The organism is Mesobacillus subterraneus, from assembly GCF_020524355.2.
Taxonomy (GTDB): Bacteria; Bacillota; Bacilli; order Bacillales; family Cytobacillaceae; genus Mesobacillus; species Mesobacillus subterraneus_C.
This window is the reverse complement of sequence record NZ_CP129019.1, coordinates 3,190,170-3,216,463: the sequence shown is the minus strand read 5'-3', so window position 1 is coordinate 3,216,463 and position 26,294 is coordinate 3,190,170. Positions and strand designations below refer to the sequence as shown.

Sequence of the window (26,294 nt, the reverse complement as noted above, 5' to 3'; positions counted from 1 at the left end):
CTCCATAAGGGGGAACTGTAAAAATGGGCAGCATCCGCAGATACTTAAAATTCGTCAAACCATATAGGCTGCAAATCATTGGAACAATCATCATCGGCATTCTTAAATTTGCAATTCCGCTTTTGATTCCACTTTTAATCAAATTTGTCCTCGATGATGTAATCGGAAACGAAACATTGGTCAAGGATGAAAAGATCGACAAGCTCCTCTGGGTAATGGGCGTCATGATCGTAGTTTTTGTCGTGCTCAGGCCGCCAATTGAATACTATCGTCAATATTTTGCCCAGTGGACAGCGAGCAAAATCCTTTATGACATAAGAGACAGACTGTTTACCCATATGCAGAGGCTCAGCTACAAATATTACTCCAACACAAGAGCGGGCGAGGTCATCTCAAGGATGATCAATGATGTCGAGCAAACAAAGACCTTCGTTGTTACTGGGCTCATGAATCTTTGGCTCGACGTTGCTACAATTATGATCGCAGCTGCTATCATGTTCTCGATGGATGTCCAGCTGACATTTGTCTCGCTCATTTTGTTCCCTTTTTACGCTTTTTCGGTAAAATTCTTCTTCGGGAATCTCCGAAAGCTTACGAGGGAAAGATCACAGGCACTAGCTGGGGTACAAAGCTATTTGCATGAGAGGGTGGCTGGAATCTCGGTCATCAAAAGCTTTGCGATTGAGGATTATGAGCAAACACAGTTTGACCGGCAGAATAAGAATTTTTTAACAAAAGCTCTTGAACATACAAGCTGGAACGCAAAAGCATTTGCGGTAGTCAATACGATTACTGACATTGCACCACTGCTTGTTATTGGCTTTTCAGGTTATCAGGTCCTTCAAGGCAATCTCACCATCGGGGAAATGGCGGCATTCATCGCATATATCGACCGGCTCTATAACCCTTTGCGCAGGCTGGTAAATTCATCAACTACATTGACCCAGGCGATTGCGTCAATGGACCGGGTTTTCGAGTTCATGGATGAAAAATACGATATTAAGGATTCTCCGGATGCAATTGAACTGAAAAACGTGCACGGAGATATTTCTTTTAGAAATGTAAGCTTCTCTTATGAAGAAGACGGGGAGACGGTACTCAAGGATTTGAATATTGAGGTTAAAAAGGGAGAAACAATTGCCCTGGTAGGAATGAGCGGTGGCGGAAAATCTTCGTTTGTCAGCCTGATTCCAAGATTCTTTGATGTTACAGATGGGGAAATCCTCCTGGATGGGAAGGATATCCGTTCCTTCAAAGTCCGTTCTCTGCGAGATAAAATCGGCATGGTTGCGCAGGATAATATTTTGTTCAGTGAATCGGTCAAATCGAATATCCTGTTAGGCAGCCCGGGAGCAAGTGATGAGGAAGTGATTCAAGCGGCCAAAGCCGCAAATGCCCATGATTTTATTATGAATCTGCCAGAAGGCTATGATACAAAAGTCGGAGAAAGGGGAGTCAAGCTTTCTGGGGGACAAAAACAGCGTGTCGCCATTGCGCGCGTGTTCCTGAAGAATCCGCCGATTCTGATACTTGACGAAGCAACTTCAGCGCTTGATCTTGAGAGTGAGCATCTTATTCAAGAAGCAATAGAAAAGCTGGCAAAAGACAGGACAACGTTCGTTGTAGCCCATCGTTTATCCACGATTACACATGCCGACAGGATCGTCCTGATTGAGCACGGAGAAATCATCGAGGACGGCAGCCATGATGAACTGATGGCAAAGCAGGGGGGCTATCATAGACTCTTCCAGGTCCAACAGCTAGAAAGTTAAATAATCTACGAGAAACCGAGGCATTTCGCTTCGGTTTTTTATTATACCTATCGAGACAAACCAATCCCCGGATAACCCGGGGATTTTTTCACAAACACAAAACTTAACAACAAGGAATTTTTCATATTCCTAAAGTGTCATAATTTATCAACTTTTGACATACAAATAGTACCAAGTCCCTAAAACAATTCTAAATTATTATTATATTTAAATAATTAAGAAAAATCAGTGGACTATCTCGGTGCATTTAATATAAAATGTTTTACACAGACATAAGTCATTTTTATTCAACAATAATATATCGGTAATAGAAAGGAGTAGAAAAGTGGTACATGCTCCGATTTTGGAAGTGAAAAATTTAAAGACATCATTTGTCACAAAAGATGGTGAGGTCCCTGCAGTAGACGATGTCAGCTTCTCAGTTAATAAAGGAGAAATCCTCGGGATAGTAGGAGAATCGGGCAGCGGAAAAAGCGTTACTTCCTTATCAATCATGAAGCTGATTCCCCAGCCTCCGGGGAAAATTGCTGGCGGCGAGATCCTTCTCAATGGCGAGGACTTGGTGCACGCTTCGGAAAGAAGAATGCGGGAAATCCGCGGAAATGATGTCGCGATGATTTTCCAGGAACCGATGACTTCATTGAATCCACTATTCACAATTGGTGAACAGCTGGTCGAGGCCTGAAAATACATAAGAAGCTCGGCAAAAAGGCAGCTTATCAGCAGGCTGTGGAGATGCTGAAGCTTGTCGGGCTGCCAAGAGCAGAACAAATCATCAGGGAATATCCTCATCAGCTTTCTGGTGGAATGAGGCAAAGAGTCATGATTGCAATGGCTTTGAGCTGCCACCCGAGGGTGCTGATTGCGGATGAACCGACAACAGCGCTTGATGTGACCATTCAGGCGCAAATATTGGCGTTAATGAAGGATCTGAATGTAAAGCTTGAAACGGCGATAATTATGATAACCCATGACCTTGGAGTTGTCGCAGAGGTTTGCCAGCGTGTCGTTGTTATGTATGCCGGTAAAATCGTCGAGGAGGGGCTTGTGGAAGATATCTTCAAAAATCCGAAGCATCCCTATACTCTCGGATTACTTAAATCGATCCCTGATATCAGGGATAAACAGGAGCGCTTATACTCGATTCCCGGTAACGTCCCCAAACCAGGTTCCATTAAGGTTGGCTGCAGGTTCGCGGAAAGATGCGAATTTGTGATGGACAGATGCCTGAGCGAAGATCCTGAACTCTATGGAACTGGCAGACCGGGTCATACCGTTCGCTGCCTGCTGCATGAGAAGGAGGGAGCAGCCAATGACAGAAGTACTGTTAAAAGTTGATGGATTAAAAAAATATTTCCCGATTACTGGAGGTATCCTTGGAAAACAGACGGGTGCTGTCAAAGCTGTCGATGATATCAGCTTTTGGGTGAATAAGGGTGAAACACTTGGACTTGTTGGCGAGTCAGGATGCGGCAAATCAACTACAGGAAGAATGCTGATGCGGCTAATCGATCCGACAGAAGGGCAAGTCGTTTTCGAAGGAAAAGATCTTGTGACGCTATCGGACAATGACATGCGCAAGGCTCGGAAAGATATGCAAATGGTCTTCCAGGATCCATTCGCCTCACTGAACCCAAGGCATACAGTAGAAAAAATCCTGGAAGAACCTTTGATAGTCCATGGAATCGGGACGAAGAAGGAACGAAAGCAGATGGTCAGGGAAATGCTTGAAGTAGTTGGGTTAAGCAGCTACCATGCCAAAAGATACCCACACCAGTTCAGCGGAGGACAGCGTCAGCGGATTGGGATCGCCCGGGCGTTAATGACAAGGCCCAAGCTGATCATAGCCGATGAACCTGTATCTGCACTGGATGTTTCTATTCAATCACAAGTATTGAATCTTCTGGAGGACCTGCAAAAGGAATTCCAGTTGACTTATATATTCATAGCCCATGATCTTGGAGTGGTAAGGCATATCAGTGACAGGGTTGGAGTCATGTATTTAGGAAGACTCGTAGAGATTACCGAAGCCGATAAGCTGTACGAAAAACCGCTCCATCCGTATACGAGGGCGTTGCTTTCAGCGGTTCCAATACCGGATCCTGATGTGAAAAGGGAGCAGGAGCTCCTGACAGGGGATATTCCCAGTCCGGCGAATCCGCCACAGGGATGTGCATTCCATACAAGATGTAAGGAATGCATGGATATCTGCAAGACTGATAGACCTGTATTGAAAGAAATTGAACCTGGTCATTTTGCTGCCTGCCACCTTTATTAATTTGGAACAGAATCTTATTCCAGATAGGAATGTGTGCAGGATATACAGCATGGATGATATATATTATGGACTGGATATATAAAACCAGTCCGAAAAAAACAAGGGGGAAGAATATGAAAAGGCGTTTTGGATTAATGTTTTTTGCTTTTATCCTTATCCTTAGCCTGGGGCTTGCCGGCTGCAGTAATGATTCCGGCGGCAAGAAAACGGGCGGTGAGTCTGGTTCTGACGGTGGTTCATCGTCTGGCGGAACTCTTGTATTTGGGCGCGGCGGTGATTCAACATCGCTTGATCCAGCTGTGACAACCGAAGGGGAAGCTTTCAAAGTAACAAAAAACATCTATGAAACTCTCATCGAATTCGGTGAGCAGGATACAGAAATCTACCCGGGCCTTGCAGAAAGCTGGGAAGAATCTCCCGATGGCCTTAAGCACACATTAAAACTGCGTAAAGGTGTTAAGTTCCATGACGGCACTGATTTCAACGCTGAAGCGGTAGTATTCAACTTCGAGCGCTGGAAGGCCGGCAATAAAAAACAATTCTACTATTATAACTCACAATTTGGTGACGTAATCAAGGAAGTTAAGGCAGTAGATGAGCATACAGTTGAATTCACACTTAACCGTATTCTTGCTCCATTCTACAAAAACCTTGCCATGTCTCCATTCGGTATCGCAAGCCCTGCTGCAATCGAGAAGCATGGTGATAAATTCATCGAGAACCCAGTAGGTACTGGACCATTCAAATTCAAGGAATGGAAGCGTAACGACAGGGTAACTCTTGTGAAAAACGAAGAATACTGGGAAGAAGGTCTTCCTAAGCTTGATGAAGTCATCTTCCGCGTGATCCCTGAAAACTCTGCACGTTTGAATGCATTGAATACTGGTGAAGTTGACATTATCGACGGTGTGAATTTCAGTGATGTTGAAGCGATTGAAGGAAATGCAGACCTGCAAACCTTCTACCGTCCTTCTCTGAACGTTGCTTACCTTGGATTGAATAACGAACGCGGGACTATGAAAGACAAAAAAGTTCGCCAGGCATTGAACTATGCCGTCAATAAGCAAGCGCTCATCGATGCATTCTATGCTGGTGCTGCTGAGCCTGCAAAAAACCCTATGCCAAAATCGGTAGCTGGCTACAACGATGATGTAGAAGCATATGAATATGACCCAGAGAAGGCAAAGGAACTTCTTAAGGAAGCTGGCTTTGAAGATGGTTTTGAAATGGAACTATGGGCAATGCCAGTTGCAAGACCTTATATGCCAGACGGAAAGAAAGTGGCTGAAGCACTTCAGAAAGACTTTGCTGAGGTTGGCGTAAAAGCAAAAATTGTTTCTTATGAGTGGGCAACATATCTGGAAAAAGCACGTATGGGTGAAGCAGATACATTCTTGCTTGGCTGGACTGGAGACAATGGTGACGCTGATAACTTCCTGTATGTCCTTTTAGACCAGGATAATATCGACAGCAATAACTACGCACGCTATGCGAACCAGGAAGTGCATGATCTATTCATTAAGGCCCAGTCTACAAATGACCAGGCTGAACGTGAAAAACTGTATAAAGAAGCTCAATTGTTAATTAAAGAAGATGCTCCTTGGATTCCGCTTGTCCACTCTGAGCCTGCCCTTGCAGGAAGAGCAGACGTTACTGGCTTCAAGGCACATCCAACTGGATCCGATATCCTGGCAACGGTTGAATTCAAAAAATAATGCATCAGGAAAAGGGAGAACATATGCATTCTCCCTTTTCTTTTGAAAAAATAAAATTAATAAATTTAATTAATGTCTAGCTCCAGCGCCTAGCCAATTTTCAACCTGACAGTGCATATTCGAGTAGATGGTTAGCATTGAGCACTCGAGTGGCTTTTCGAGATTGACAATGGCGCTTACGCTTTTCATCAAGAAAAGAGGTGGGAAGGTGTTTGCCTATTCTGTCAGAAGGTTTTTTTCACTAATTCCTGTATTATTGGGTCTTTCACTTATCGTATTTTTTATGATCAGAGCAATCCCTGGCGATCCCGCCCAAGTCATTCTCGGGCAGCTGGCGACTAAAGAAGCTATTGCTGATTTAACCAGGGAGCTGGGGCTTGACCAGCCTTGGTATGTACAATATTTTACATATCTTGGAGGGCTGCTGACGGGTGATCTAGGGGAATCTCTAAGGACGAAGTCAGCGATCAGCAGTGAAATATGGCCGTATCTTGCAGCAACAATGGAATTGTCTTTTGTGGCGATGTTAATTGCAATTATCATTGGAGTAAACGCCGGAATCGTCAGTGCATGGTTCCAAAATTCATGGTTTGATTATGGGGCAATGATCTTTGCGCTTATTGGGGTATCTATGCCGATTTTCTGGCTCGGCTTGATGGAACAGTGGCTGTTCGCCATCAACCTTGATATCCTCCCGACTTCAGGGCGTGAAGAAGTGCGGAATCCAGTCGATGCAATCACGAACTTTTATATCATTGATACCCTGATCCAGGGACGTACAGACCAGTTTGTCGACGTCCTGAAGCATCTGGTGCTGCCGGCGATGGCGCTGGCGACCATTCCGATGGCCATCATTGCGAGGATTACTCGTTCTACGATGCTTGAGGTGATGAGGTCTGATTTTATCAGAACAGCAAGGGCGAAGGGTTTGAGCATGTTCTGGGTTGTTTATAAGCACTCCCTTAAAAATGCGATCATCCCTGTGTTGACGATCATAGGCTTGCAGACCGGACTTCTGCTTGGCGGTGCGATCCTTACTGAGACAATTTTCAGTTGGCCGGGAATTGGCCGATATATCTACGAGGCTATTAATTATCGAGATTATCCGGTTATCCAGTCGGGGATCCTGATCATTGCCATAATCTTTGTAATGATCAACCCTTGTAGTTGACTTATTATACGCAGCAATTGATCCTCGGATCAAATACCGCTGATGGAAGGGGAGAGAGCAGATGGAGATTTCAACTCAAAAACAAATACAGCCGCCAACCGTACAGGCAGAGGAAAAAGTGGCGTCTCCCTGGGCAGAAGCATGGTATAGCTTCAAGAAGAATAAATTGGCTCTCGTTGGAACGGTCATCGTCTTGTTTTTTGTTTTGCTGGCTATCTTTGCACCATTGATTGCGCCAGAAGGGATTAATGATCAGAAAATGGAGGTTCGTCTTCAGGCACCTTCAGCTGACCACTGGTTTGGCACAGATGATTTTGGACGAGATATCTTATCCAGAGTCATATATGGTGCCAGGATTTCCTTATGGGTAGGAACCTTTGCAGTAATGGGTTCAATCGTAGTCGGCTGCCTGTTGGGAATTCTTGCGGGATACTACGGCAGATGGGTCGACACCATCATTTCAAGAGTATTTGATATTATGCTGGCATTCCCGAGTATCTTATTGGCGATAGCGATTGTAGCTGTGCTTGGGACTTCACTGCGAAATGCGCTGATTGCGATAGCCATTATCAATATTCCGAACTTCGGAAGGCTGATCCGTTCCAGGGTTCTCAGTGTAAAAGAAGAGGAATACATCATGGCTGCCAAGGCAGTTGGGATGAAGGACAGCAGGATTTTGTTCCAGCACATCCTTCCTAACAGTATGGCGCCAATCATCGTCCAGGGCACACTGGCAATTGCGACGGCAATTATTGAGGCTGCTGCTCTTGGATTTCTCGGCCTGGGAGCTGAGGCCCCAAATCCCGAATGGGGCAAGATGCTGGCTGACGCTAAGCAGTTCATGATCCAGGCACCATGGACAATGATTTTCCCAGGGCTTGCTATCATGCTGACGGTTTTAGGCTTTAACCTAATGGGCGACGGCCTCCGGGATGCATTGGATCCTAGAATGAAGAGTTAATGCAATTATATGCAAAAAGAAAAAGCAGCTGATAATGAACCAGCTGCTTTTAAATTTCCGTATTTTGTTCCATCGTGACATTGCTATCGTCTTTATGGTAAGACTGGAAGCTGGTGACGAGAGTATCCAGGTGTTCAACCTGCTCGCCATATTCCATGATGATCGACACGAGCTGCATGACATGATAAAGCATCTGGCTGTTCGTTTGAGCCAGTTCATTTTTTTTCGCTAAAAATAATTCAAACAGCTGCTCCTTATTCAGGCAAACCTCACCCTCGATATAGGAGGCTTCAGCTCTTACTTTACCAACATATTTAAGCATCACCTGCTCATGGTGGTTGATCAGGCAATCCAGCTGGTGCTGGATGACTTCCTGGAACTCAACAGGAAGATGATTAAATTCATTTTCGTAGCGGTGAAGCCTTTTTAGCGTCTCTAGCGATTTTTTTACCGTTGTGATCATTTGTCTGTAAACGACAAGTTTTCGCGATTTAGCAAGAGGATTATTTTTAAAATAATCACGCTCTTCCTTATACATCATATAGAGCTGATCAAGCTTGATGATACCCTCGCGGAGCCTCTCGATATCTGCCTTCAAAAGCTGATGCTCGGAGGCGTGACGCGTGCTCAGCCTGATCCACTTCGTAATTTCCTCTGATAAAATAGAACTCTTGTAATACAATTTATTTTCATACTTAGGCGGCAGGAACACGAGGTTCACAATGAATGCCGATACAACCCCAAGCATGATGGTCGAGAAACGGATCAGCGCAAACTGGATGAAATCATCACCAGGTGTCTCCATGATCGCAATCAATGTGACAAGGGAAAGCGATATTGTGTTTTCCAGTTTCAGCTTAAGGTTTAAAGTAATCACGAGTACTGCGGCAAGGCCGATAATGAAAATGCTATTGCCGAACGCCATTACGAATAAGACAGCGGTCGCGGCTCCGATCAGATTGCCCTGGATATGTTCAATAATTGATTGATAAGAGCGGTATACAGTTGGCTGCAGGGCAAAAATTGCAGCAATCCCGGCAAAAACAGGTGATGGAAGATCAAAAATATGTGATAAAAATAACGCAAGTGTGATGGCAATTCCCGTTTTCAGTATGCGGGCACCAAGTTTCATGGGAAGTGAATTCCTTTCATTCAGAGACAGATAATCTCATTCATTAATTAATACTTTAAACCATTTTGTTCAAAACTAAACAATTATGTACTATACAACGGAAAGCCAATAAGTTCAAGCGTCAATTTATCGAAAAACAAGCCTGTTTTAAATGTAAGTGGTTACAAGTCTATTAGACTGGAGTTGCTTAAATTCGACTTATTCCTGAACTCATTCGTTATATTCCTTAAACAATCAATTATATTCCTGAAACGCGGAATATATTCCTTAGAAACCAATTTTATTCCTTAAACAGTATTGGATATTCCATACTAAGAATAATTCTAAATTATTATGGCAAGTGATTAAGGAAAAACAAATAGCCCCGCCTGCTAAGCGGGGCCAGATTCGTTTATTATTCAGTTGAAACAGCTGGGTCTGCCTGCTCTTTGACCGGTACGACCTGGATGAAGTGATCTTCAGGATGTTCCAGCAGGAGGGCGAGATCCGCAGCCTCGCTTTCCTAGCCATGATTTTTGACCATTTCAATGTAGTTCCCCAGTAATTCTTTTACATCATTGATACCTTTTGCTGACAGAGTCTCGATGGAAACCTTGGCGCCTTTGGCGATTCGGCGGGTGATGGCTTCTTTTGTCAGCCCCATCTCCGGCTGGTGTCTCAAGTAAACGACACCGCCTGTCATGCCTGCGCAAATCCAAGGTCCTGGATCGCCGAGTACAAGTCCGCGGCCGTTGGTCATGTATTCAAAAGCGAAGCCTTTGATATTAGCGTTTGTTCCGATGTTCCCGAATTCTTTTTCAGGGATAGGCTTTTTCACAAGACCGCCGATGATCATGTCAGCACCTGATAAACGGATTCCCGCGCGAGCATCTGCATTGCCCTGAGCTACGAGCAAGCCTTTTTGCGCACCATAGCCAAAGCCTTTACCGACAGAACCATTGTAGAAACCGGCGTCCTTGCCAGGCGATTTTGCGATTAAAATCTCACCGCCGAATGAAGTCTTGCCGACTCCGTCCTGGCCGCCGCCATCAATGTCAATGTTGATGCCATCCGTGTTGTAAGCGCCAAGTCCATTACCGAGGATGGAGCCTTTGTAACGGAGTGTGACGGGCTGCAGCTTTCTGTAGGAGCCATCAAGACGTCCGCGGACCCTATGGCATGAAACCCTGCTTGCAAGCACACGCTGCTCAGCAGTTACAGCCTTGAATTCACGTGACTGATGAAGCTCCTCATCAACAGCATCAAGATATTCAGCGCCTGCAGCAACCTGAAGCTGTGCAGAAGCAAGGGAAGCTTTAGCTTCTTTTTGATGCGCGATTTGGCCGATCTCAAGCGGCTTCAATAAATAGGTCAAATCAAGCAGGTCATTTCCTTTGATTTGCTCTAGTAAGTCGGAACGGCCGACTGCTTCCTGCAGATTCATGATGCCTGCAGATGCGGCAAGGGACTTAAGTTCGTTGCCAAAAGCAGTGAACAGATTCATGATGCCATTAACGGCAAGGTCGAATTGGCGAGGTACGAAACGGCGCAGTCCATGTTCCTTCGCCTGTGCTTCAGAGTCAATCTGTGTTGCAATACCAACATGGCATGTATCAAGATGGCAGCCACGGCAAGTTGTACAACCGATCGCAAGCATCGATAGTGTACCGAAGCCGACGCGGTTTGCTCCAAGAAGCATATATTTAATCACATCCTGCGCACTCTTCACGCCGCCGTCAGCCCATAGCTCGACATTATCGCGCAATCCTGCTTCAAGCAGGGCGTTGTGTGCAGCTTTGATGCCGATTTCTGCCGGGAGCCCGACAAACTGTAACGCGTGAATACGTGCAGCACCAGTACCGCCATCAAAGCCGCTCAATGTAATGATATCTGCGCCTGCTTTTGCGATTCCAACAGCAATCGTACCGATATTCGGAACGACAGGGACCTTTACGGCAACGCGGGGCCTGGTCATTGGCTGTCTTCAGTTCGTGGATCATTTGAGCCAGATCTTCAATTGAATAGATATCATGGTTATTTGATGGTGAAATTAAGTCGGAACCAATTGTCGCATTCCTTGCTTCCGCGATTTTAGCTGTAACCTTCGAACCAGGAAGGTGTCCGCCTTCCCCAGGCTTTGCTCCTTGGCCAATCTTGATTTCTAAAAGATTGGAGGAGTTTAGCAATTCAGCATTCACTCCGAAACGTCCGGATGCAACCTGCTGGCCGCGGGTACGCGGGTACTTGCCAAGCATATCCTTAATTTCGCCGCCCTCGCCGTTCATGCTGATCATGTTCAGGCGGTCGGCTCCTTCTGCATAAGCACGGAACGCAATTTCGTTCTGTGAACCGAAAGACATCGATGCGATGACAAACGGCAGACTGTGATCACCTACACCAATTTCAACTTCATCTGGCGAGACTCCTGTCTCTGCCTTCTTTAATCCAGTTAAATGACGGATCGTTGTTGGATTGCTGTCCTCCTGTTCAGAGATTTTCTCACGATAAACGCTGTAATCTCCTGTGGAAGCAACCTCGCCAATCGCCTTCCAGATACGAGGGAATAGGTGAAATGTTTTGCCAATCCGTTCTTTTTCGTTCTGGAAGTCTTCTGCTCTTTTTAATGCATCCTCTTTCATTGCTTCGAAATTGTATGAGAGTTCATTGGAACCAAAGAAGTTCACGATTACTAAGTAATCAGCTATCTCATCATTCAGGCCAATGCTTGAGAATAAACGACCGTATGCGCGCAATTCATGGATCCCAATAGTAGAAATGACTTTTTCAAGGCCTTTCGTCAAGGCACTGTATAAATTAACGAGCGGCTTAACAGAATCATCTAACACTGTCATGAACATATAGTAAGGGCTGACTGCGTCTGCACCCAGACCAAGTGCAACAATGATATCATGCAGCGATCTTAATGATGCAGAACGCAGCAAGAGTGAGCAATCTCGGCGCAAGCCTTCTTTTACAAGTGCCTGGTCGATCACAGAAACAACAAGGTGCGGATCGAGCCAAAGTGCATTTTCATGGTGGGCCATTGCGTCATCAAGAACAAGCAAGGTTTTGCCATCCTTAACAGCATTTATTGCTTCATCAGCAAGCCTTTCAAGTGCTTCTTTAACACTTTCTTCATTGCGAAAGACCGTTTCCAGGTATGCTGCAAGTTTGTCATCCTGGTAGCACTTGATTACCTGATCCATGCTTGGCTGCCCAGTTTCTAATGAAACCTCGTAGCCTGCTCTTCCTTCTACAAGAAGAGGGGTGATCAATTCTAAGACTTTACCTGTCTCGTATTTGCCAAAAAGGGATGGACGCTTGCCGAGTACAGTCCTCGTTGAGAAATGTTCAGCTTCACGATCGCGGTCTATTGCAGGGTTGGTTACGACAGCAACACTTTCTTTTATGAAATCAGCGATATTCTTACGTTCTGGATTCATCGCGGCAAGTGGGGCATCATGTCCAAGCGAGCGGATTGGTTCCGCGCCTTTTTCAGCCATCTGTTCGACTAACTGGACATGGTCACGCTCCCAGCCAAATGCTTTATATTGTCCATTATGGATTTTATCCGGATATGTCATTGTAACCGTTTTGCCAAGCTGTGGACCCTCAAGGCGGAGCCGCGCTTCCTGGAAAACAAGGCGCTCTGAAAAACGCTTATAAACTTCACCCTGGTATTGCTCCATTTCAAACACTTCAATTGTGTCGCCGTTCCATTTCAGGCCAACCTTCTCGCCAGGCGCAAGAGGTTTCGGGTCTCCTGTGTATTCAGTTGAATGGATGATGCCCGGTTCAGATGAAAACAGAAAAGAGCTTTCAGTGTCTATCATCCATAGCGGGCGCAGGCCAAGTGCATCTACACTGAATACTGCTTCATCTCCAAAGCGTGAAATGATGCCTGCCGGTCCCTGGGCAAAATGGCCCCCATGCTTCGCGTATATAAGTATATAAATCTTGTAAGTGCTCGGGATATGCTTTGATTTCATTGATGATTGGCGGGAACATCATGTCCATTGCTTCAAATAAAGAATAACCATCACGACAAATAAAAGTTTCAAGTGTGCGGCTAAGGTCCTGTGAATCACTGCCGTCTTTCACGAGCGGAACATTGACCATGCGCGCTTCATCGCGAAGTCTGGCAATTGTATTGATTTCACCATTATGGTCAAGGACGCTGAACGGCTGGACACGGAAAAAGCTTGATAGAGTATTAGTTGAATAGCGGTTATGCCCAAGTGTCATTGTGGAAGCAACAAGCGGACTTGCCAGGTCATGGTAGTATTTCGGAAGAATGTCTCCTGCCCCCATCACCTTATAAACCGCGTGATTTTGGCTAAGAGAGGCTACATGCACCTGCTCATTTTTCTCGAAATCTACAATCATATTAAACAGTTTGCCTGAAAGCTCTTGTCCTGTTTCGTTTGCAAGGCAGGCGAACTGCCAGAATACAGGATTCTCCTGAATCGCAATCGGGACGAGCGCTCCTGAATCAGTGACATCGACTGATGAAAAGACAAGCTCCATACCTTGTTCTGCAAGCTTTGCCTCAAGCTCATCCTGAATTGCTTTTTCTTGCTCAGACCTTGTGATAAAAACATGTCCGACCACGAAGTTTTCATTATCAACCGCACTAACATCTGCACCTGCTTCAGAAAGCTTTTCCTTCCAGAGTGTGCGTGGGATGTCAATATGCACACCAACGCCGTCTCCTTCGCCATTGATAAAACCAGCGCGGTGGTTCATCGTGACCAGGCCGTTGATGCAGTGAAAAATATTTTCACGTGTAGGGGTTTTCTTTTTTTCAATGCAGGCAACGATCCCACAGGCATCGTGTTCGAATCTTGAGAAATCTTTGAATTGGGAAGGGTTCCATTGTGTTGTCATAAAAATCGGCTTATAAAGGGTCTTTTAAGCCGTTTCACCTCCTGAAAAAATAATCTATGATCTGTTGTTTGATAGCTTGGTACATGAGGGTGTAACTCTAAGACGGGATTTTATAGCAGGGATTTTAAGCGGCCATTTGAATGGCAATTATAAAATATTAATTGTAATCATATCATAAGAATTTTCAGAAATCAATTAATTATGCATTAATTTGGATGGAGGATAATTGCAGAGGGGAAAGTAATAATAAAAAGCACCTTGAAATGTAAACGGTTTCATTTTGAGTTACAAAAATAACAGGCACCGAGGTGATGCCTGTTATGTATAAAAAGTTGTATATTTATTCATTGGTCATTGAATAAAATGCCTGATCAACTGCATTTAGTGTTGCTTCAATGTCTTCCTGGGAGTGGGCGATGGTCACGAACCATGCTTCATATTTGGAAGGCGCAAGGTTGATTCCTTGCTCAAGCATCAGATTAAAGAAGCGTGCGAACATTTCGCCGTCCGTGTTCTCTGCCTGCTCATAATTCTCGATTTTTTCAGTGGTAAAGTATATAGTCAGGGCACCCTTCAGGCGATTAATTGTGATTGGGATGCCATGCTTGCTTGCTGAAGATGTGATTCCTTCCTCGAGCATCGCTCCAAGCTGGTCCAAATACTCATAGACACCATCCTGTTTAAGAACCTCAAGGCAAGCGATACCTGAAAGGATTGAAGCAGGGTTCCCAGCCATCGTTCCAGCCTGATAAGCAGGTCCTAGCGGTGCAACCTTTTCCATGACTTCAGCGCGTCCTCCGTAAGCTCCAATCGGAAGTCCGCCGCCAATGATTTTGCCCATAGCCGTCAAGTCTGGGGTAATACCCAGCATGTCCTGTGCACCGCCATACATGAAACGAAAAGCGGTGATGACCTCGTCAAAAATGATCAGAGATCCAGCCTGATGTGTCAGCTCTTTTACTTCTTCGAGGAATCCTGGTTTAGGCTCAACGATTCCAAAGTTGCCGACAATCGGCTCCACTAAAACAGCCGCAATCTGGTTGCCCCATTTTTCAATAGCTTCCTTGAAAGGTTCAATATCGTTGAATGGTACCGTAATGACCTCCTGGGCGATGCTTTTTGGTACACCCGCTGAGTCTGGAGTTCCAAGAGTAGACGGTCCAGAACCTGCCGCAACTAGTACCAAATCGGAATGACCATGATAACAGCCTGCGAATTTAATGATTTTGTCACGTCCTGTGTAGGCACGCGCCACACGAATTGTCGTCATCACTGCTTCTGTCCCTGAGTTGACGAAGCGAACTTTATCAAGTGCCGGCATTGCTTCCTTCAGCATTTTGGCGAATTTGACTTCATGTGGAGTCGGTGTTCCGTAAAGGACTCCTGTCTCTGCGGCTCTCTTAATTGCTTCTGTTATATGTGGGTGAGCATGACCGGTAATGATTGGTCCATATGCTGCTAAATAATCGATATATTGATTGCCGTCCACATCCCAGAAGTATGCGCCCTGGGCACGCTCCATCACGATAGGGGAACCGCCGCCGACCGCCTTGTAGGATCGCGACGGGCTGTTGACACCACCTACGATATTTTCAAGAGCTTCGCTATGTATCCGCTCAGAATTTGTTCTTTGCATCGTAAAAAACCTCCTATATGTAACTGCTTTTCTATTTTATCATTATTTCTGTATTTTACAGATTGTTTCACTTTTCGTTCATTTCCAGCGAAGGAGCCCTTTTTTCACTAAGCATTCCCTTGCTCATTCAACATTCTTTCTTTTTATGGTTAAACTATCCACGACCCATGCAAAATGGAATCAGGCATAGCATTTGTTTTAGCTAGAAGGATTGGCTAAACTGTTTGAGTGACCAAAGGAGGAAATGTTTATGAACGCCATTGAAGTGAATGGGCTGCGGAAAGAATTCAAGGCTTACTCGAGCCGTTCCGGATTATCGGGAGCCTTCCGTGATCTTTTTACACGTAATTATAAAATAGTACCGGCAGTGAACGATATCAACTTTACTGTCAAACAGGGAGAGATGGTCGGCTACATCGGAGAAAATGGAGCCGGAAAATCGACGACCATTAAGATGCTTACCGGGATCCTGACACCGACTTCGGGAAGTGTCATTGTAAATGGAATGAATCCGCATAAGGAAAGGGAACGGTTCGTCCAGACAATTGGTGTCGTCTTCGGCCAGCGCTCCCAGCTCTGGTGGGACATTGCCGTCCAGGAATCTTTCCGGCTGCTGAAAAAAGTATATAAAGTTTCGGATGCTGATTATAACGAGCACATGGATCATGTCATCAAAACGCTTGACTTAGGACCATTGCTAGATAAGCCAGTAAGGAAGCTGTCTCTTGGCCAGAGGATGCGCTGCGAGCTTGCTGCCGCTTTAATCCATAACCCGCCGCTTCTTTTCCTTGATGAACCGACGATTGGTTTGGATGTCCTTGTAAAATTGAAAATCAGGGAGTTTCTGAAGGAAATCAATGAAAAATACAACACGACAATCCTGCTTACAACCCATGATCTGACAGATATCGAAGCATTATGCGAGCGCGTCGTTATGCTTGATGAAGGAAATATCATTTATGATGGTGCACTGAAAAGCCTGAAGGAAAGATGGGGAGAGGGTAAGGAAATCAGCTTTGAATTCCTTGAAAAAGCGGAACTCAATCGACTTGAAACTTTGACAAGTGATCTTGATATTAAATGGGAGCTGGATGAAAAGAAACAGATGTATACTGCGGTGACAGGTGATGATGAGGAAATCGTATCGCAAGTGATAGCCCGTACAGTTGCTTCTTATAAGATAAGGGATGTCAAAATCAATGAGCCATCTACAGAGGAAATCATCCGCAATATTTATGACAAAGGGATGGGGCTGCATGGATAAATATCTTGAAATGATCCGCATCCGTTTCTTGATGATGCTTGCTTACAGGACTAATTATTATACAGGAATCTTGATTTACAGCATCAATATCGGAGCCTATTACTTTCTCTGGAATGCGATCTACGGCGGAAAGAGTGAAATCGAAGGCTTGAGTGCCATCCAAATGACGACATATGTAGCTGTTGCCTGGATGGCAAGGGCGTTTTATTTTAACAATATCGACCGCGAAATGGCGACAGAAATCAAGGAGGGCAAGGTAGCCGTTGAATTGATAAAGCCATATAGCTATCTCGGGATGAAAACAATGCAGGGGCTGGGAGAAGGGATCTTCAGGCTGTTCTTCTTCTCGGTACCCGGGATGGTGATTGTCGCCTTAATATTCCCAATGGAGTTTTCAGCGGATGCCTCGACATGGGCATTGTTTGCAATTTCGATTGTGCTCAGCTTTCTTATCAACACACAATTGAATCTGCTGACAGGAATCACCACTTTCTTTCTATATAATAATACAGGCCCTAATCCGTGCCAAACGTGTCCTGATTGACCTGTTTTCAGGCTTGCTGCTGCCGATCAGCTTCTTTCCGGGTTGGGCCCAAGAGGTCATGGGGTTCCTTCCGTTTCAGGGAATAAGCTATATTCCCAGCATGATTTTCACGAATGGCTTCACAGGCAGCGAGACAGTTGAAGGACTCGTGCTGCAGGCGGCATGGGTGTTGATATTGGTGATTCCGACTCAAATTCTTTGGGTGATCGCGAAAAAACAGTTGATTATACAGGGAGGGTGACGAATGTTTTATATTCGGATGTTTTTTCAATATGTCGCCCAGTATATGAAGACGAGGCTCGAATACCGGGCGGATTTAATTGTAGAGATCTTTTCAGATTTATTGTTTCAAGCTGTTAACCTGATTTTTATCCTTGTAGTTTTTGACCATACCGAATTCCTGAATGGCTGGAGCCGGGATGAAATCATCTTTATTTATGGTTTTTTCCTTGTGCCTTTTGCGCTGTTTTCATCATTTTTCAATATCTGGGATTTCAATGAACGCTATATCGTAAAAGGGGAGCTTGATAGGATCCTGACAAGGCCGATTCATAGTTTGTTTCAGATTATTCTCGAGAGGATGGAGCTGGAGTCATTGTTCGGTGCAGTGACCGGGCTGGCCGTCATGTTTTATGCCGGGAGCCGTCTAGGGCTTGAGGTGAGCTGGTCAGATCCTATTTTGTTTGTTTTATTCGTGTTGGGCGGTGTTCTTGTATACGCGGGCATATTCGTGATGATCGCCTGCATCAGCTTCTGGGACGATGGCAGGACCTCCATCATGCCAATGATGTACAATATCGGCAACTACGGCCGCTATCCAGTAGATATTTATAACAAAGCAATCCGCTTTGTATTGACGTGGATCCTGCCATTCGCTTTCGTCGGAGTCTATCCGGCCGCATACTTCCTTAGCCGTGTTGAGTGGTACGGTTATTCATTTTTAACACCAGTGATCGGACTTGTGTTTTTCAGTCTGTCCGTGTTCATTTGGAATGAAGGTGTAAAAAGATACCGAGGAGCCGGGAACTGAATATATAACCAGTAAAACTGCAGCCATAACCATGCTGCAGTTTTTTGTGTTGGGTGAGGTTCGGAAAGGTTGGGGGAAAGAGGAGCTGTCAGAAGGAGGAGCAAGTTCCGGCAAGTTTGTGCGTAGAAGAAAAGCTGTCAGAAGCAGGTATTACGGTTTTCGCATTGTTTTAACATCATAAAAACGAATCGGACTTGCTAGCATACTCTTATTTTCCTGAGCGTATAGTTGAAGTGAGAAGTGATGGGGAAATGAGGCTGGGGAAATGTCGTTTTATATTTCGATCGTTTTAATTATTGTGGCGATTTTATTTAGTTTGCGGACACTGTTCATCCCACACAAAATAAAAGGCAAACAGGTTTCGTTCGAGAATTTTCTTACACTTGCGCTCATTTATGCAACAGTGATGGCTGGTTTTGGGCTTCTGTATTATCTGCTTGACTTGAGAGGATTATGGGTACTTTCTGATATAAGTATGCGACCAAGCAACTCCTCCTATGAAAGAATGTCCACAAGCATGTATTTTAGTGCAATTACACTTTTTTCAGTTGGATACGGTGATATCGCACCAGTTGGGGTGGGGAGGGCGATCGCTGTTTTAGAGGCACTTATTGGCTATACGATTCCAGCCGCCTTTGTAACGAGGGCGATGTTCGACCAAAAACGATCATGACGCATTCCTTTGATTTGTATTCCTATCCAAAATTAGTTAGGCTAAAGCTAATAGATCTGTTTTTGGAGGGATACATAATGGCAATCGTCATTGGAGAAAAAGTACCGGGATTTGAACTGCCCGCAAGCAATGGTGAAATAGTCCAACTATCTGATTTTGCAGGGAAGAATGTGGTGCTTTATTTTTACCCGAAGGATATGACTCCTGGCTGTACAACGGAAGCTTGTGATTTCAAGGAACATCATGAGAGTTTTGAAGGAGTGAATGCTGTCGTTCTTGGTGTCAGCCCTGACCCGATCAATCGCCATGAAAAGTTCATTGAAAAGCACGGTTTACCTTTCCTGCTTTTGGCGGATGAGGATCATAAAACTGCCGAGGATTACGAGGTTTGGAAGCTAAAGAAGAACTTTGGCAAGGAATACATGGGAATTGAACGTTCCACCTTCATCATTGATAAGGATGGCAATCTTGTTAAGGAATGGCGAAAAGTAAAAGTGAAAGGTCATGTTGAAGAGGCCCTCGAATATATAAAAGAAAATCTTTAATCTGAGGACAGCCAGGTGAGGCTGTCTTTTTGCTGAATCGGAGATAGTTATAAGCTATAATAGGGTATGATAATAAAACTATGACCAGTCAGTCATTCGTGTTCTTATAAGTTGGGGAGGCTTAACGGTGAAGGAAAAGGAAAAAGCGATTATTGAAGCAGCTATTAAGCTCTATGCGACAAAAGGATTTGCTTCAACCTCAATTCAGGAAATTGTTTCAGAAAGCGGAATCTCCAAGGGAGCATTCTATTTATATTTTAAATCCAAGGATGCTTTGCTGATCGCAATCCTTGAATATTACTTTGATTATGTTGAAAAAAAGCTGAAAGTGTATGAACAGGAAGAACTGACTCCTAGAGAGAAATTCTCCTTGCAGCTTACAGCGTTATTCAATACGATGCTTGAACATAAAGAATTTATTATCATGCAATCCAGGGAACAGGCGATCCCTTTGAATGAAGAGGTAAAGGAATTGATGGTGCGCAAGTATTATGAAGCGCAAGTTTATTATCAAGACAGCTTGCGTGCCATATACGGAGAGAAAGCTGAACCGCATCTTTGGGACTTAGCTCTCATGCTTGAAGGATTTTTTAACTCATATATGAAACTGCTGTTATTCAGTCCGGACGGCTTCGAGATCGATGAATTAGTGGAATATATTCTGAGAAGAGTCGACTCACTAGTGGATGGCCTGGAGGGGAGAGAACCCTGTAGCCTCTGAAGAAAAAGTTAAAGAACTTATTGATAAAACAAAGGCGTACTTCCTTGCGGATGGCCAGGATATTAAAACGATCCTCAAAAAAATGAAACATGCGATTTCCAATCTTGAAAATAATGAAGATTTGACTGTTTCGCTGGAAGTGCTTGAAAGTGAAACGGAAAGGGAATCGCCGCGGATCCCGGTGATACAGGGGATGTTATCAAACTTCAAGGACGAACAATCTCTGGAAGCCTACCGAGAGGCTATTGCAGAGTTCTATGGTTTGAAATGATAAAATCGGAAGCCTATTTTTATCAATACAGGCTTCTGTCCATTCATTTTAGCTATAACTGAATATCATTGTATTAGGGCATACCTCCTCAAACGATTTAGCGGGCTACAACAGCCCGCCTTTTTTATTTCTTATGGAAATTATAAAATTATTTAATTTTGGATAACTACATGTAGTATTCTTAATCCAGCTCCAGCGCTTGCGATTTTTGTTCTGTTTTTACAGGCTTGTAAGTTGTTTAATAGAGTGAAAATTAATACAATTATTAATATGACTATAGAACGAAAGGTTTGGTCTCAATGAAAATATATTCCTCAATTCTGCCTGCAGAGGCATTGCGGGAAAATGTGAAGAAGGAATTTCCCCAAGTCAGCTTTGAATTCCATAAAGGAATCAAGGAAGAGTTATTTTTGGATGCGGAAATTTTCCTTACATACGGCGAGGATTTAACTGATGAACTAATTTATAAGGCTGATAAACTAAAATGGATCATGGTCATGTCTGCCGGGCTGGACAGAATGCCATTTGAAGCATGTAAGAAGCGGGGGATTCTTGTAACCAATGTCAGGGGTATCCATAAAATTCCGATGGCTGAATTCACAGTTGGCATGATGCTCCAGCATGTTAAACAAATGAGATTCCTGTGGGCTAATGAGCAAGACAAGGCATGGGAGCGGAAATTGCCGATGGGAGAATTATACGGCAAGACATTGCTCATTCTAGGTATAGGGGCAATTGGTGGAGAGGTGGCGCGACTGGCAAAAGCCTTCAATATGAAGACGATTGGTGTAAATCGCAGTGGCCGTGAAGCCGAATGGGCTGACGAAATATTTACCATGGAAAACTATCGGGAAGCCATGCCTCAAGCGGATTTTATTGTCTCGGTTATGCCAAGCACCGAGGAGACAAAGCATTTTCTCGATGAAAGCGATTTTGAAATGATGAAGGATACAGCAGTGTTCATCAATATCGGCCGCGGAGATTTGGTTAAGGATGAGGTTTTATTAGTTGCACTTCAGGAAAAAAAGATAGCACACGCTTATTTGGATGTGTTTTACGAGGAACCACTGAAAGAAAGCCATCCGTTCTGGATGATGGAGAATGTAACGGTCACGCCCCATATTTCAAGTCTTACGAAAAACTATCTGCCAAGATCTTTTGAAATTTTTAAAAATAATCTGCATACATATATAAAAAATGATTCGGATTTTCTCAATGTAATTGACATGGACAGGGGGTATTAGGAGATGAAGATCTATACTAAGACAGGTGACAAAGGAACAACTTCGCTGATTTATGGAACAAGGGTAGCCAAGAATGATAAGCGTGTAGAAGCTTACGGTACATGTGATGAAACGAATTCAATGATTGGGCTGGCTTTAAGTTATTTGAACGGAGAGTATTTCAGCGGCAAAGAGGAAATGCAGGAAGTGTTCCATAAAATCCAGACAACATTATTCCATGTGGGTGCAGCACTTGCAACACCAGCTGGGAAGAATGTGAAGTGGACTCTTGAAGAAAAAGACATTGAAGAGCTAGAGGCCAAGATCGATGCCTGGGATGCAGCACTTCCCCAATTGACCAACTTTATTCTGCCAGGCGGACATCAGGCTGGAGCGACGCTGCATGTAGCAAGGACTGTGGCAAGACGGGCAGAACGGCAGGCTGTTGAACTGGGAGAAGAGGTTAGTCCACTTGTCCTTTCCTATTTGAATCGACTCTCTGACCTCCTGTTTGTCGCAGCGAGATATGTAAACATGCATATGGGGTCAAAGGAACAGACTTTGCATCAAAATTAATAAGATTACAGCAATTATAAATGTTTGTGATGTGGCAATATTGACAAAAGTAGAATGAAATTAGTACACTATTTATAAATATTATAAAATAAGAATGATAATCTTAAGTAAAGTGAGGTGCATGGCGGTGGTACAGAGTCAGTTAAAAGAAGCCCTGGATACCTTGAAGGATACAGGAGTCCGTATTACTCCGCAACGTCATGCGATACTCGAATTTTTAATAAACTCAATGTCGCACCCGACAGCTGACGAAATTTATAAAGCGCTTGAAGGGAAATTCCCTAATATGAGCGTAGCGACAGTTTATAATAATTTGAGAGTATTCCGTGAAGTTGGATTGGTAAAGGAATTGACCTATGGAGATGCATCAAGTCGTTTTGACTTTGTGACTACCCACCATTATCACGTTATTTGTGACAGTTGCGGGAAAATCGTTGATTTCCATTATCCAGGACTTGACGAGGTAGAACACCTGGCTTCCCATGTAACGGGTTTTAAAGTCGGTAACCATAGGATGGAGATTTACGGTACTTGTCCGGATTGCTCTGCGAAGGAAGTTCATTAAATCTAATTGCTGATGGCAAAAGCTATCAGTTTCTTTTTTTGAGGATGAAAAAGAACTCGGCTACAGCCGAGTTCTATTTTTGTTGTTTGCGATTGTATTGTTCGTCAAACTCCTTGCCTTCAAGAGATTGGTCAAGAGTTAAAGGTTCATTGCAATACATGCAAATATCCACCCGACCAAGCATTTTTGTATGCTTGCCGCAATTAGGGCAGACTACCTGAACTGTTTTTGTCGATAGCATTCCAATCCAAAAATAAACAACTGTGCTTGCTATGATGAAAAGCAATCCCAGGATCATGAAAATTGTCATGACCAATGGAGAGTTCCGAAAGAAAATACCTGCGTACATAACGATGAAGCCGATAAAAATCAGGCTCAACGCAAAGGTGCGGATTTTATTAATTTTATTTGAATACTTAGCCATTGGAATTTCCCTCCCTAAAATCTAACTATATCATACCATTTACGGCAAGATAATCATAAAAAAGTCTAAGTCAATGTCGAAAAATGTCTAGAGGAAATGCAGGAGATTTTATATAATTGTCGAACATATATGCTAACAAACAAATGGAGGAGTTTATTATGGAGGATATCCTTCGTTCGATTTATCAAGAACGCGCAAGCCATCCTAATACAGTAGGAGTAGTAGTGGTTGAGAAAAGGCAAAAAGCCATAGCTGCCACTGATACTTTTGATGTCATCCTACTTATTATAGTAAAAGAAAATATTGATCCGGTCTTTGTAAAGCATTACTCTTATGAAGATAAAAAAGCAGCAATGCATATCGTGACTGAAAAACAAATCAATGATTGGCTGTTAATAGGCAATAACAAAAAGATATTTGATTGGCTGTATAATGGGAAGATTGTTTTTGACAGGAATGAACGAATTGCCAACCTGAAGCATGAACTCAGGGAGTTTCCTTTCTTTAGCCGGAAAATAAAAATGGGTATCGAGTTTGCCAAATTGATCAGAAGGTATTCTGATGGAAAAGTCCTTTTCGACAACTTTAATTATTTGGATGCTTATAATCATGTTGTGCATTCGCTTCATCATCTGGCAAGGCTGGCGGTAATCGAAAATGGTTTCCATCCAGAGGTTACAGTGTGGCACCAAGTCAAACAGATTGAACCGGAAATATATAAGTTATATGAAGAATTGATTTGCAGTGAAGAGTCCATTGAAAAGCGGCTGGAGCTATTATTCCTGGCCAGTGAATTCTTGATTCATAAGAGGACGAAGGTTGGCAGCCAGCATTTGCTTGAAGTGATGGAGAGTAAAGAATACTGGTCATTCAATGAATTGATGACACATCCAGAATTGGCTCCTTACTCTGTGGATCTCGGTATTCTTGTGGAGTACTTGATAGAAAAGAAACTCGTTGAAGTAGTTAATGTTGAAACAAAAGGACAAGGTATTTTCCACAGGTATTATAAATATGCTGAAAAATTATCCTAAAAAAACAAAATAAGCTATTGACCAATTAAATATTACTTGGTATATTAATAACCGTCGCTGCGGAACACAGCAAAAACATTTTCGCGGCAGACGGTTGAAAACTTAAAATAGTGCTTTTCAGTCGATAACATTTATTTTTAAAAAGTTGTTGACAGAAAAAATACCAGATGTTATATTAGTAAAGTCGCTTCAGGGCGACGCGCTAACTAACTTGCTCTTTGAAAACTAAACAAACAAGCGTCAACAAACAATATTTATAGTGACTTCTATTATATAGATGATCACTAGCCAACGTTTTAAATTATGAGCTAAACTCATACTCTTTCTTGGAGAGTTTGATCCTGGCTCAGGACGAACGCTGGCGGCGTGCCTAATACATGCAAGTCGAGCGGATCTTCATTAGCTTGCTTTTGAAGATCAGCGGCGGACGGGTGAGTAACACGTGGGCAACCTGCCTGTAAGACTGGGATAACTTCGGGAAACCGGAGCTAATACCGGATAATCCTTTCCCTCTCATGAGGGAAAGCTGAAAGACGGTTTCGGCTGTCACTTACAGATGGGCCCCGCGGCGCATTAGCTAGTTGGTGAGGTAACGGCTCACCAAGGCAACGATGCGTAGCCGACCTGAGAGGGTGATCGGCCACACTGGGACTGAGACACGGCCCAGACTCCTACGGGAGGCAGCAGTAGGGAATCTTCCGCAATGGACGAAAGTCTGACGGAGCAACGCCGCGTGAACGATGAAGGCTTTCGGGTCGTAAAGTTCTGTTGTCAGGGAAGAACAAGTACTGGAGTAACTGCCGGTACCTTGACGGTACCTGACCAGAAAGCCACGGCTAACTACGTGCCAGCAGCCGCGGTAATACGTAGGTGGCAAGCGTTGTCCGGAATTATTGGGCGTAAAGCGCGCGCAGGCGGTTCCTTAAGTCTGATGTGAAAGCCCCCCGGCTCAACCGGGGAGGGTCATTGGAAACTGGGGAACTTGAGTGCAGAAGAGGAGAGCGGAATTCCACGTGTAGCGGTGAAATGCGTAGAGATGTGGAGGAACACCAGTGGCGAAGGCGGCTCTCTGGTCTGTAACTGACGCTGAGGCGCGAAAGCGTGGGGAGCGAACAGGATTAGATACCCTGGTAGTCCACGCCGTAAACGATGAGTGCTAAGTGTTAGAGGGTTTCCGCCCTTTAGTGCTGCAGCAAACGCATTAAGCACTCCGCCTGGGGAGTACGGTACAAGCAAGGCTGAAACTCAAAGGAATTGACGGGGGCCCGCACAAGCGGTGGAGCATGTGGTTTAATTCGAAGCAACGCGAAGAACCTTACCAGGTCTTGACATCCTCTTGATTTCCCTAGAGATAGGGCGTTCCCCTTCGGGGGACAGAGTGACAGGTGGTGCATGGTTGTCGTCAGCTCGTGTCGTGAGATGTTGGGTTAAGTCCCGCAACGAGCGCAACCCTTGATCTTAGTTGCCAGCATTCAGTTGGGCACTCTAAGGTGACTGCCGGTGACAAACCGGAGGAAGGTGGGGATGACGTCAAATCATCATGCCCCTTATGACCTGGGCTACACACGTGCTACAATGGATGGAACAAAGGGTCGCGAAGCCGCGAGGTCGAGCCAATCCCATAAATCCATTCTCAGTTCGGATTGCAGGCTGCAACTCGCCTGCATGAAGCCGGAATCGCTAGTAATCGCGGATCAGCATGCCGCGGTGAATACGTTCCCGGGCCTTGTACACACCGCCCGTCACACCACGAGAGTTTGTAACACCCGAAGTCGGTGGGGTAACCTTTATGGAGCCAGCCGCCTAAGGTGGGACAGATGATTGGGGTGAAGTCGTAACAAGGTAGCCGTATCGGAAGGTGCGGCTGGATCACCTCCTTTCTAAGGATATTGC

Annotated in this window: 17 protein-coding genes, 1 rRNA gene and 4 pseudogenes; 18 read left to right on the top strand and 4 right to left on the bottom strand. The window is 44.3% G+C overall.

Translation table 11 applies throughout. The annotated features are described in order from the left end of the window. Positions 1-23 precede the first annotated feature (23 nt). From LC048_RS16705 to LC048_RS16680, 6 genes and pseudogenes are all read left to right on the top strand, one after another. The gene (locus LC048_RS16705) at positions 24-1,772 is read left to right on the top strand and encodes an ABC transporter ATP-binding protein (RefSeq protein WP_306048167.1); all 1,749 of its coding nucleotides are present in this window, start codon (positions 24-26) and stop codon (positions 1,770-1,772) included. Between the two features lie 325 nt (positions 1,773-2,097). Beyond that, a pseudogene (locus tag LC048_RS16700) lies at positions 2,098-3,110 on the top strand (ABC transporter ATP-binding protein). After that, entirely contained in the window at positions 3,085-4,050 is a 966-nt protein-coding gene (locus LC048_RS16695; protein WP_226600727.1) for an ABC transporter ATP-binding protein, read from the top strand. Before LC048_RS16700 ends, LC048_RS16695 begins: the two are co-directional and overlap by 26 nt. A 113-nt stretch (positions 4,051-4,163) precedes the next feature. Further along, positions 4,164-5,765 carry an ABC transporter substrate-binding protein gene (locus LC048_RS16690; protein WP_306048165.1) on the top strand — a complete coding sequence of 534 codons (1,602 nt, stop codon included), beginning with the start codon at positions 4,164-4,166 and terminating at the stop codon, positions 5,763-5,765. Between the two features lie 208 nt (positions 5,766-5,973). Next, positions 5,974-6,979, top strand: a pseudogene (locus LC048_RS16685) (ABC transporter permease). Positions 6,980-6,997: 18 nt separating this feature from the next. Then, the gene (locus tag LC048_RS16680; protein ID WP_306048163.1) at positions 6,998-7,897 is read left to right on the top strand and encodes an ABC transporter permease; all 900 of its coding nucleotides are present in this window, start codon (positions 6,998-7,000) and stop codon (positions 7,895-7,897) included. Between the two features lie 49 nt (positions 7,898-7,946). Here LC048_RS16680 and LC048_RS16675 read toward each other — a convergent pair whose 3' ends face one another. The 3 genes and pseudogenes from LC048_RS16675 to LC048_RS16665 form a co-directional block, all read right to left on the bottom strand. Further along, a complete protein-coding gene (locus LC048_RS16675) occupies positions 7,947-9,029 on the bottom strand; it encodes an FUSC family protein (RefSeq protein ID WP_226600731.1) in 1,083 nt (360 codons plus the stop codon). 394 nt (positions 9,030-9,423) lie between these two features. Beyond that, a pseudogene (locus LC048_RS16670) lies at positions 9,424-13,895 on the bottom strand (glutamate synthase-related protein). A gap of 340 nt (positions 13,896-14,235) precedes the next feature. Next, positions 14,236-15,531, bottom strand: coding sequence for a glutamate-1-semialdehyde 2,1-aminomutase (locus LC048_RS16665; RefSeq protein ID WP_306048161.1), 1,296 nt, complete (start codon positions 15,529-15,531; stop codon positions 14,236-14,238). Between the two features lie 250 nt (positions 15,532-15,781). Here LC048_RS16665 and LC048_RS16660 point away from each other — a divergent pair, with 250 nt between their 5' ends. From LC048_RS16660 to perR, 10 genes and pseudogenes are all read left to right on the top strand, one after another. Next, positions 15,782-16,795 carry an ABC transporter ATP-binding protein gene (locus tag LC048_RS16660; RefSeq protein WP_226600734.1) on the top strand — a complete coding sequence of 338 codons (1,014 nt, stop codon included), beginning with the start codon at positions 15,782-15,784 and terminating at the stop codon, positions 16,793-16,795. Beyond that, positions 16,788-17,580 (top strand): annotated as a pseudogene (locus LC048_RS16655) (ABC transporter permease). Before LC048_RS16660 ends, LC048_RS16655 begins: the two are co-directional and overlap by 8 nt. Before the next feature lie 3 nt (positions 17,581-17,583). Beyond that, entirely contained in the window at positions 17,584-18,369 is a 786-nt protein-coding gene (locus LC048_RS16650) for an ABC transporter permease (protein ID WP_306048158.1), read from the top strand. A 265-nt stretch (positions 18,370-18,634) separates the two neighbouring features. Continuing rightward, positions 18,635-19,042 carry a potassium channel family protein gene (locus tag LC048_RS16645; protein ID WP_226600737.1) on the top strand — a complete coding sequence of 136 codons (408 nt, stop codon included), beginning with the start codon at positions 18,635-18,637 and terminating at the stop codon, positions 19,040-19,042. Positions 19,043-19,119: 77 nt separating this feature from the next. Beyond that, on the top strand, positions 19,120-19,587 hold the full coding sequence (bcp, locus tag LC048_RS16640; RefSeq protein WP_226600738.1) for a thioredoxin-dependent thiol peroxidase: 468 nt from the start codon (positions 19,120-19,122) through the stop codon (positions 19,585-19,587). 127 nt (positions 19,588-19,714) lie between these two features. Then, the gene (locus LC048_RS16635) at positions 19,715-20,308 is read left to right on the top strand and encodes a TetR/AcrR family transcriptional regulator (RefSeq protein WP_306048156.1); all 594 of its coding nucleotides are present in this window, start codon (positions 19,715-19,717) and stop codon (positions 20,306-20,308) included. Next, positions 20,274-20,579 (top strand): hypothetical protein, encoded by a 306-nt coding sequence (locus tag LC048_RS16630; RefSeq protein ID WP_306048155.1) that lies wholly within the window; start codon positions 20,274-20,276, stop codon positions 20,577-20,579. Before LC048_RS16635 ends, LC048_RS16630 begins: the two co-directional genes overlap by 35 nt. A 299-nt stretch (positions 20,580-20,878) precedes the next feature. Next, positions 20,879-21,823 carry a D-2-hydroxyacid dehydrogenase gene (locus LC048_RS16625; RefSeq protein WP_226600740.1) on the top strand — a complete coding sequence of 315 codons (945 nt, stop codon included), beginning with the start codon at positions 20,879-20,881 and terminating at the stop codon, positions 21,821-21,823. A gap of 3 nt (positions 21,824-21,826) precedes the next feature. Next, a complete protein-coding gene (locus tag LC048_RS16620; protein WP_226600741.1) occupies positions 21,827-22,378 on the top strand; it encodes a cob(I)yrinic acid a,c-diamide adenosyltransferase in 552 nt (183 codons plus the stop codon). 121 nt (positions 22,379-22,499) lie between these two features. Beyond that, on the top strand, positions 22,500-22,943 hold the full coding sequence (gene perR / locus LC048_RS16615; RefSeq protein WP_264188189.1) for a peroxide-responsive transcriptional repressor PerR: 444 nt from the start codon (positions 22,500-22,502) through the stop codon (positions 22,941-22,943). Positions 22,944-23,016: 73 nt separating this feature from the next. On the opposite strand, the gene LC048_RS16610 is transcribed toward perR, so the two are convergent. Then, positions 23,017-23,367 (bottom strand): YgzB family protein, encoded by a 351-nt coding sequence (locus LC048_RS16610; protein WP_226600743.1) that lies wholly within the window; start codon positions 23,365-23,367, stop codon positions 23,017-23,019. Between the two features lie 158 nt (positions 23,368-23,525). Here LC048_RS16610 and LC048_RS16605 point away from each other — a divergent pair, with 158 nt between their 5' ends. Together LC048_RS16605 and LC048_RS16600 are read left to right on the top strand one after the other, a co-directional pair. After that, entirely contained in the window at positions 23,526-24,401 is an 876-nt protein-coding gene (locus LC048_RS16605) for a nucleotidyltransferase-like protein (RefSeq protein WP_306048153.1), read from the top strand. Between the two features lie 323 nt (positions 24,402-24,724). Continuing rightward, positions 24,725-26,281, top strand: a 16S ribosomal RNA gene (locus LC048_RS16600). Positions 26,282-26,294 lie beyond the last annotated feature (13 nt).

Excerpts from the sequence above, each read along its gene's own strand:
- LC048_RS16705 (WP_306048167.1), top strand. The coding sequence starts at position 24 with ATGGGCAGCATCCGCAGATACTTAAAATTCGTCAAACCATATAGGCTG.
- LC048_RS16695 (WP_226600727.1), top strand. The coding sequence starts at position 3,085 with ATGACAGAAGTACTGTTAAAAGTTGATGGATTAAAAAAATATTTCCCG.
- LC048_RS16690 (WP_306048165.1), top strand. The coding sequence starts at position 4,164 with ATGAAAAGGCGTTTTGGATTAATGTTTTTTGCTTTTATCCTTATCCTT.
- LC048_RS16680 (WP_306048163.1), top strand. The coding sequence starts at position 6,998 with ATGGAGATTTCAACTCAAAAACAAATACAGCCGCCAACCGTACAGGCA.
- LC048_RS16675 (WP_226600731.1), bottom strand. The coding sequence starts at position 9,029 with ATGAAACTTGGTGCCCGCATACTGAAAACGGGAATTGCCATCACACTT.
- LC048_RS16665 (WP_306048161.1), bottom strand. The coding sequence starts at position 15,531 with ATGCAAAGAACAAATTCTGAGCGGATACATAGCGAAGCTCTTGAAAAT.
- LC048_RS16660 (WP_226600734.1), top strand. The coding sequence starts at position 15,782 with ATGAACGCCATTGAAGTGAATGGGCTGCGGAAAGAATTCAAGGCTTAC.
- LC048_RS16650 (WP_306048158.1), top strand. The coding sequence starts at position 17,584 with ATGTTTTATATTCGGATGTTTTTTCAATATGTCGCCCAGTATATGAAG.
- LC048_RS16645 (WP_226600737.1), top strand. The coding sequence starts at position 18,635 with ATGTCGTTTTATATTTCGATCGTTTTAATTATTGTGGCGATTTTATTT.
- bcp (WP_226600738.1), top strand. The coding sequence starts at position 19,120 with ATGGCAATCGTCATTGGAGAAAAAGTACCGGGATTTGAACTGCCCGCA.
- LC048_RS16630 (WP_306048155.1), top strand. The coding sequence starts at position 20,274 with ATGGCCTGGAGGGGAGAGAACCCTGTAGCCTCTGAAGAAAAAGTTAAA.
- LC048_RS16625 (WP_226600740.1), top strand. The coding sequence starts at position 20,879 with ATGAAAATATATTCCTCAATTCTGCCTGCAGAGGCATTGCGGGAAAAT.
- LC048_RS16620 (WP_226600741.1), top strand. The coding sequence starts at position 21,827 with ATGAAGATCTATACTAAGACAGGTGACAAAGGAACAACTTCGCTGATT.
- perR (WP_264188189.1), top strand. The coding sequence starts at position 22,500 with ATGGCGGTGGTACAGAGTCAGTTAAAAGAAGCCCTGGATACCTTGAAG.
- LC048_RS16610 (WP_226600743.1), bottom strand. The coding sequence starts at position 23,367 with ATGGCTAAGTATTCAAATAAAATTAATAAAATCCGCACCTTTGCGTTG.
- LC048_RS16605 (WP_306048153.1), top strand. The coding sequence starts at position 23,526 with ATGGAGGATATCCTTCGTTCGATTTATCAAGAACGCGCAAGCCATCCT.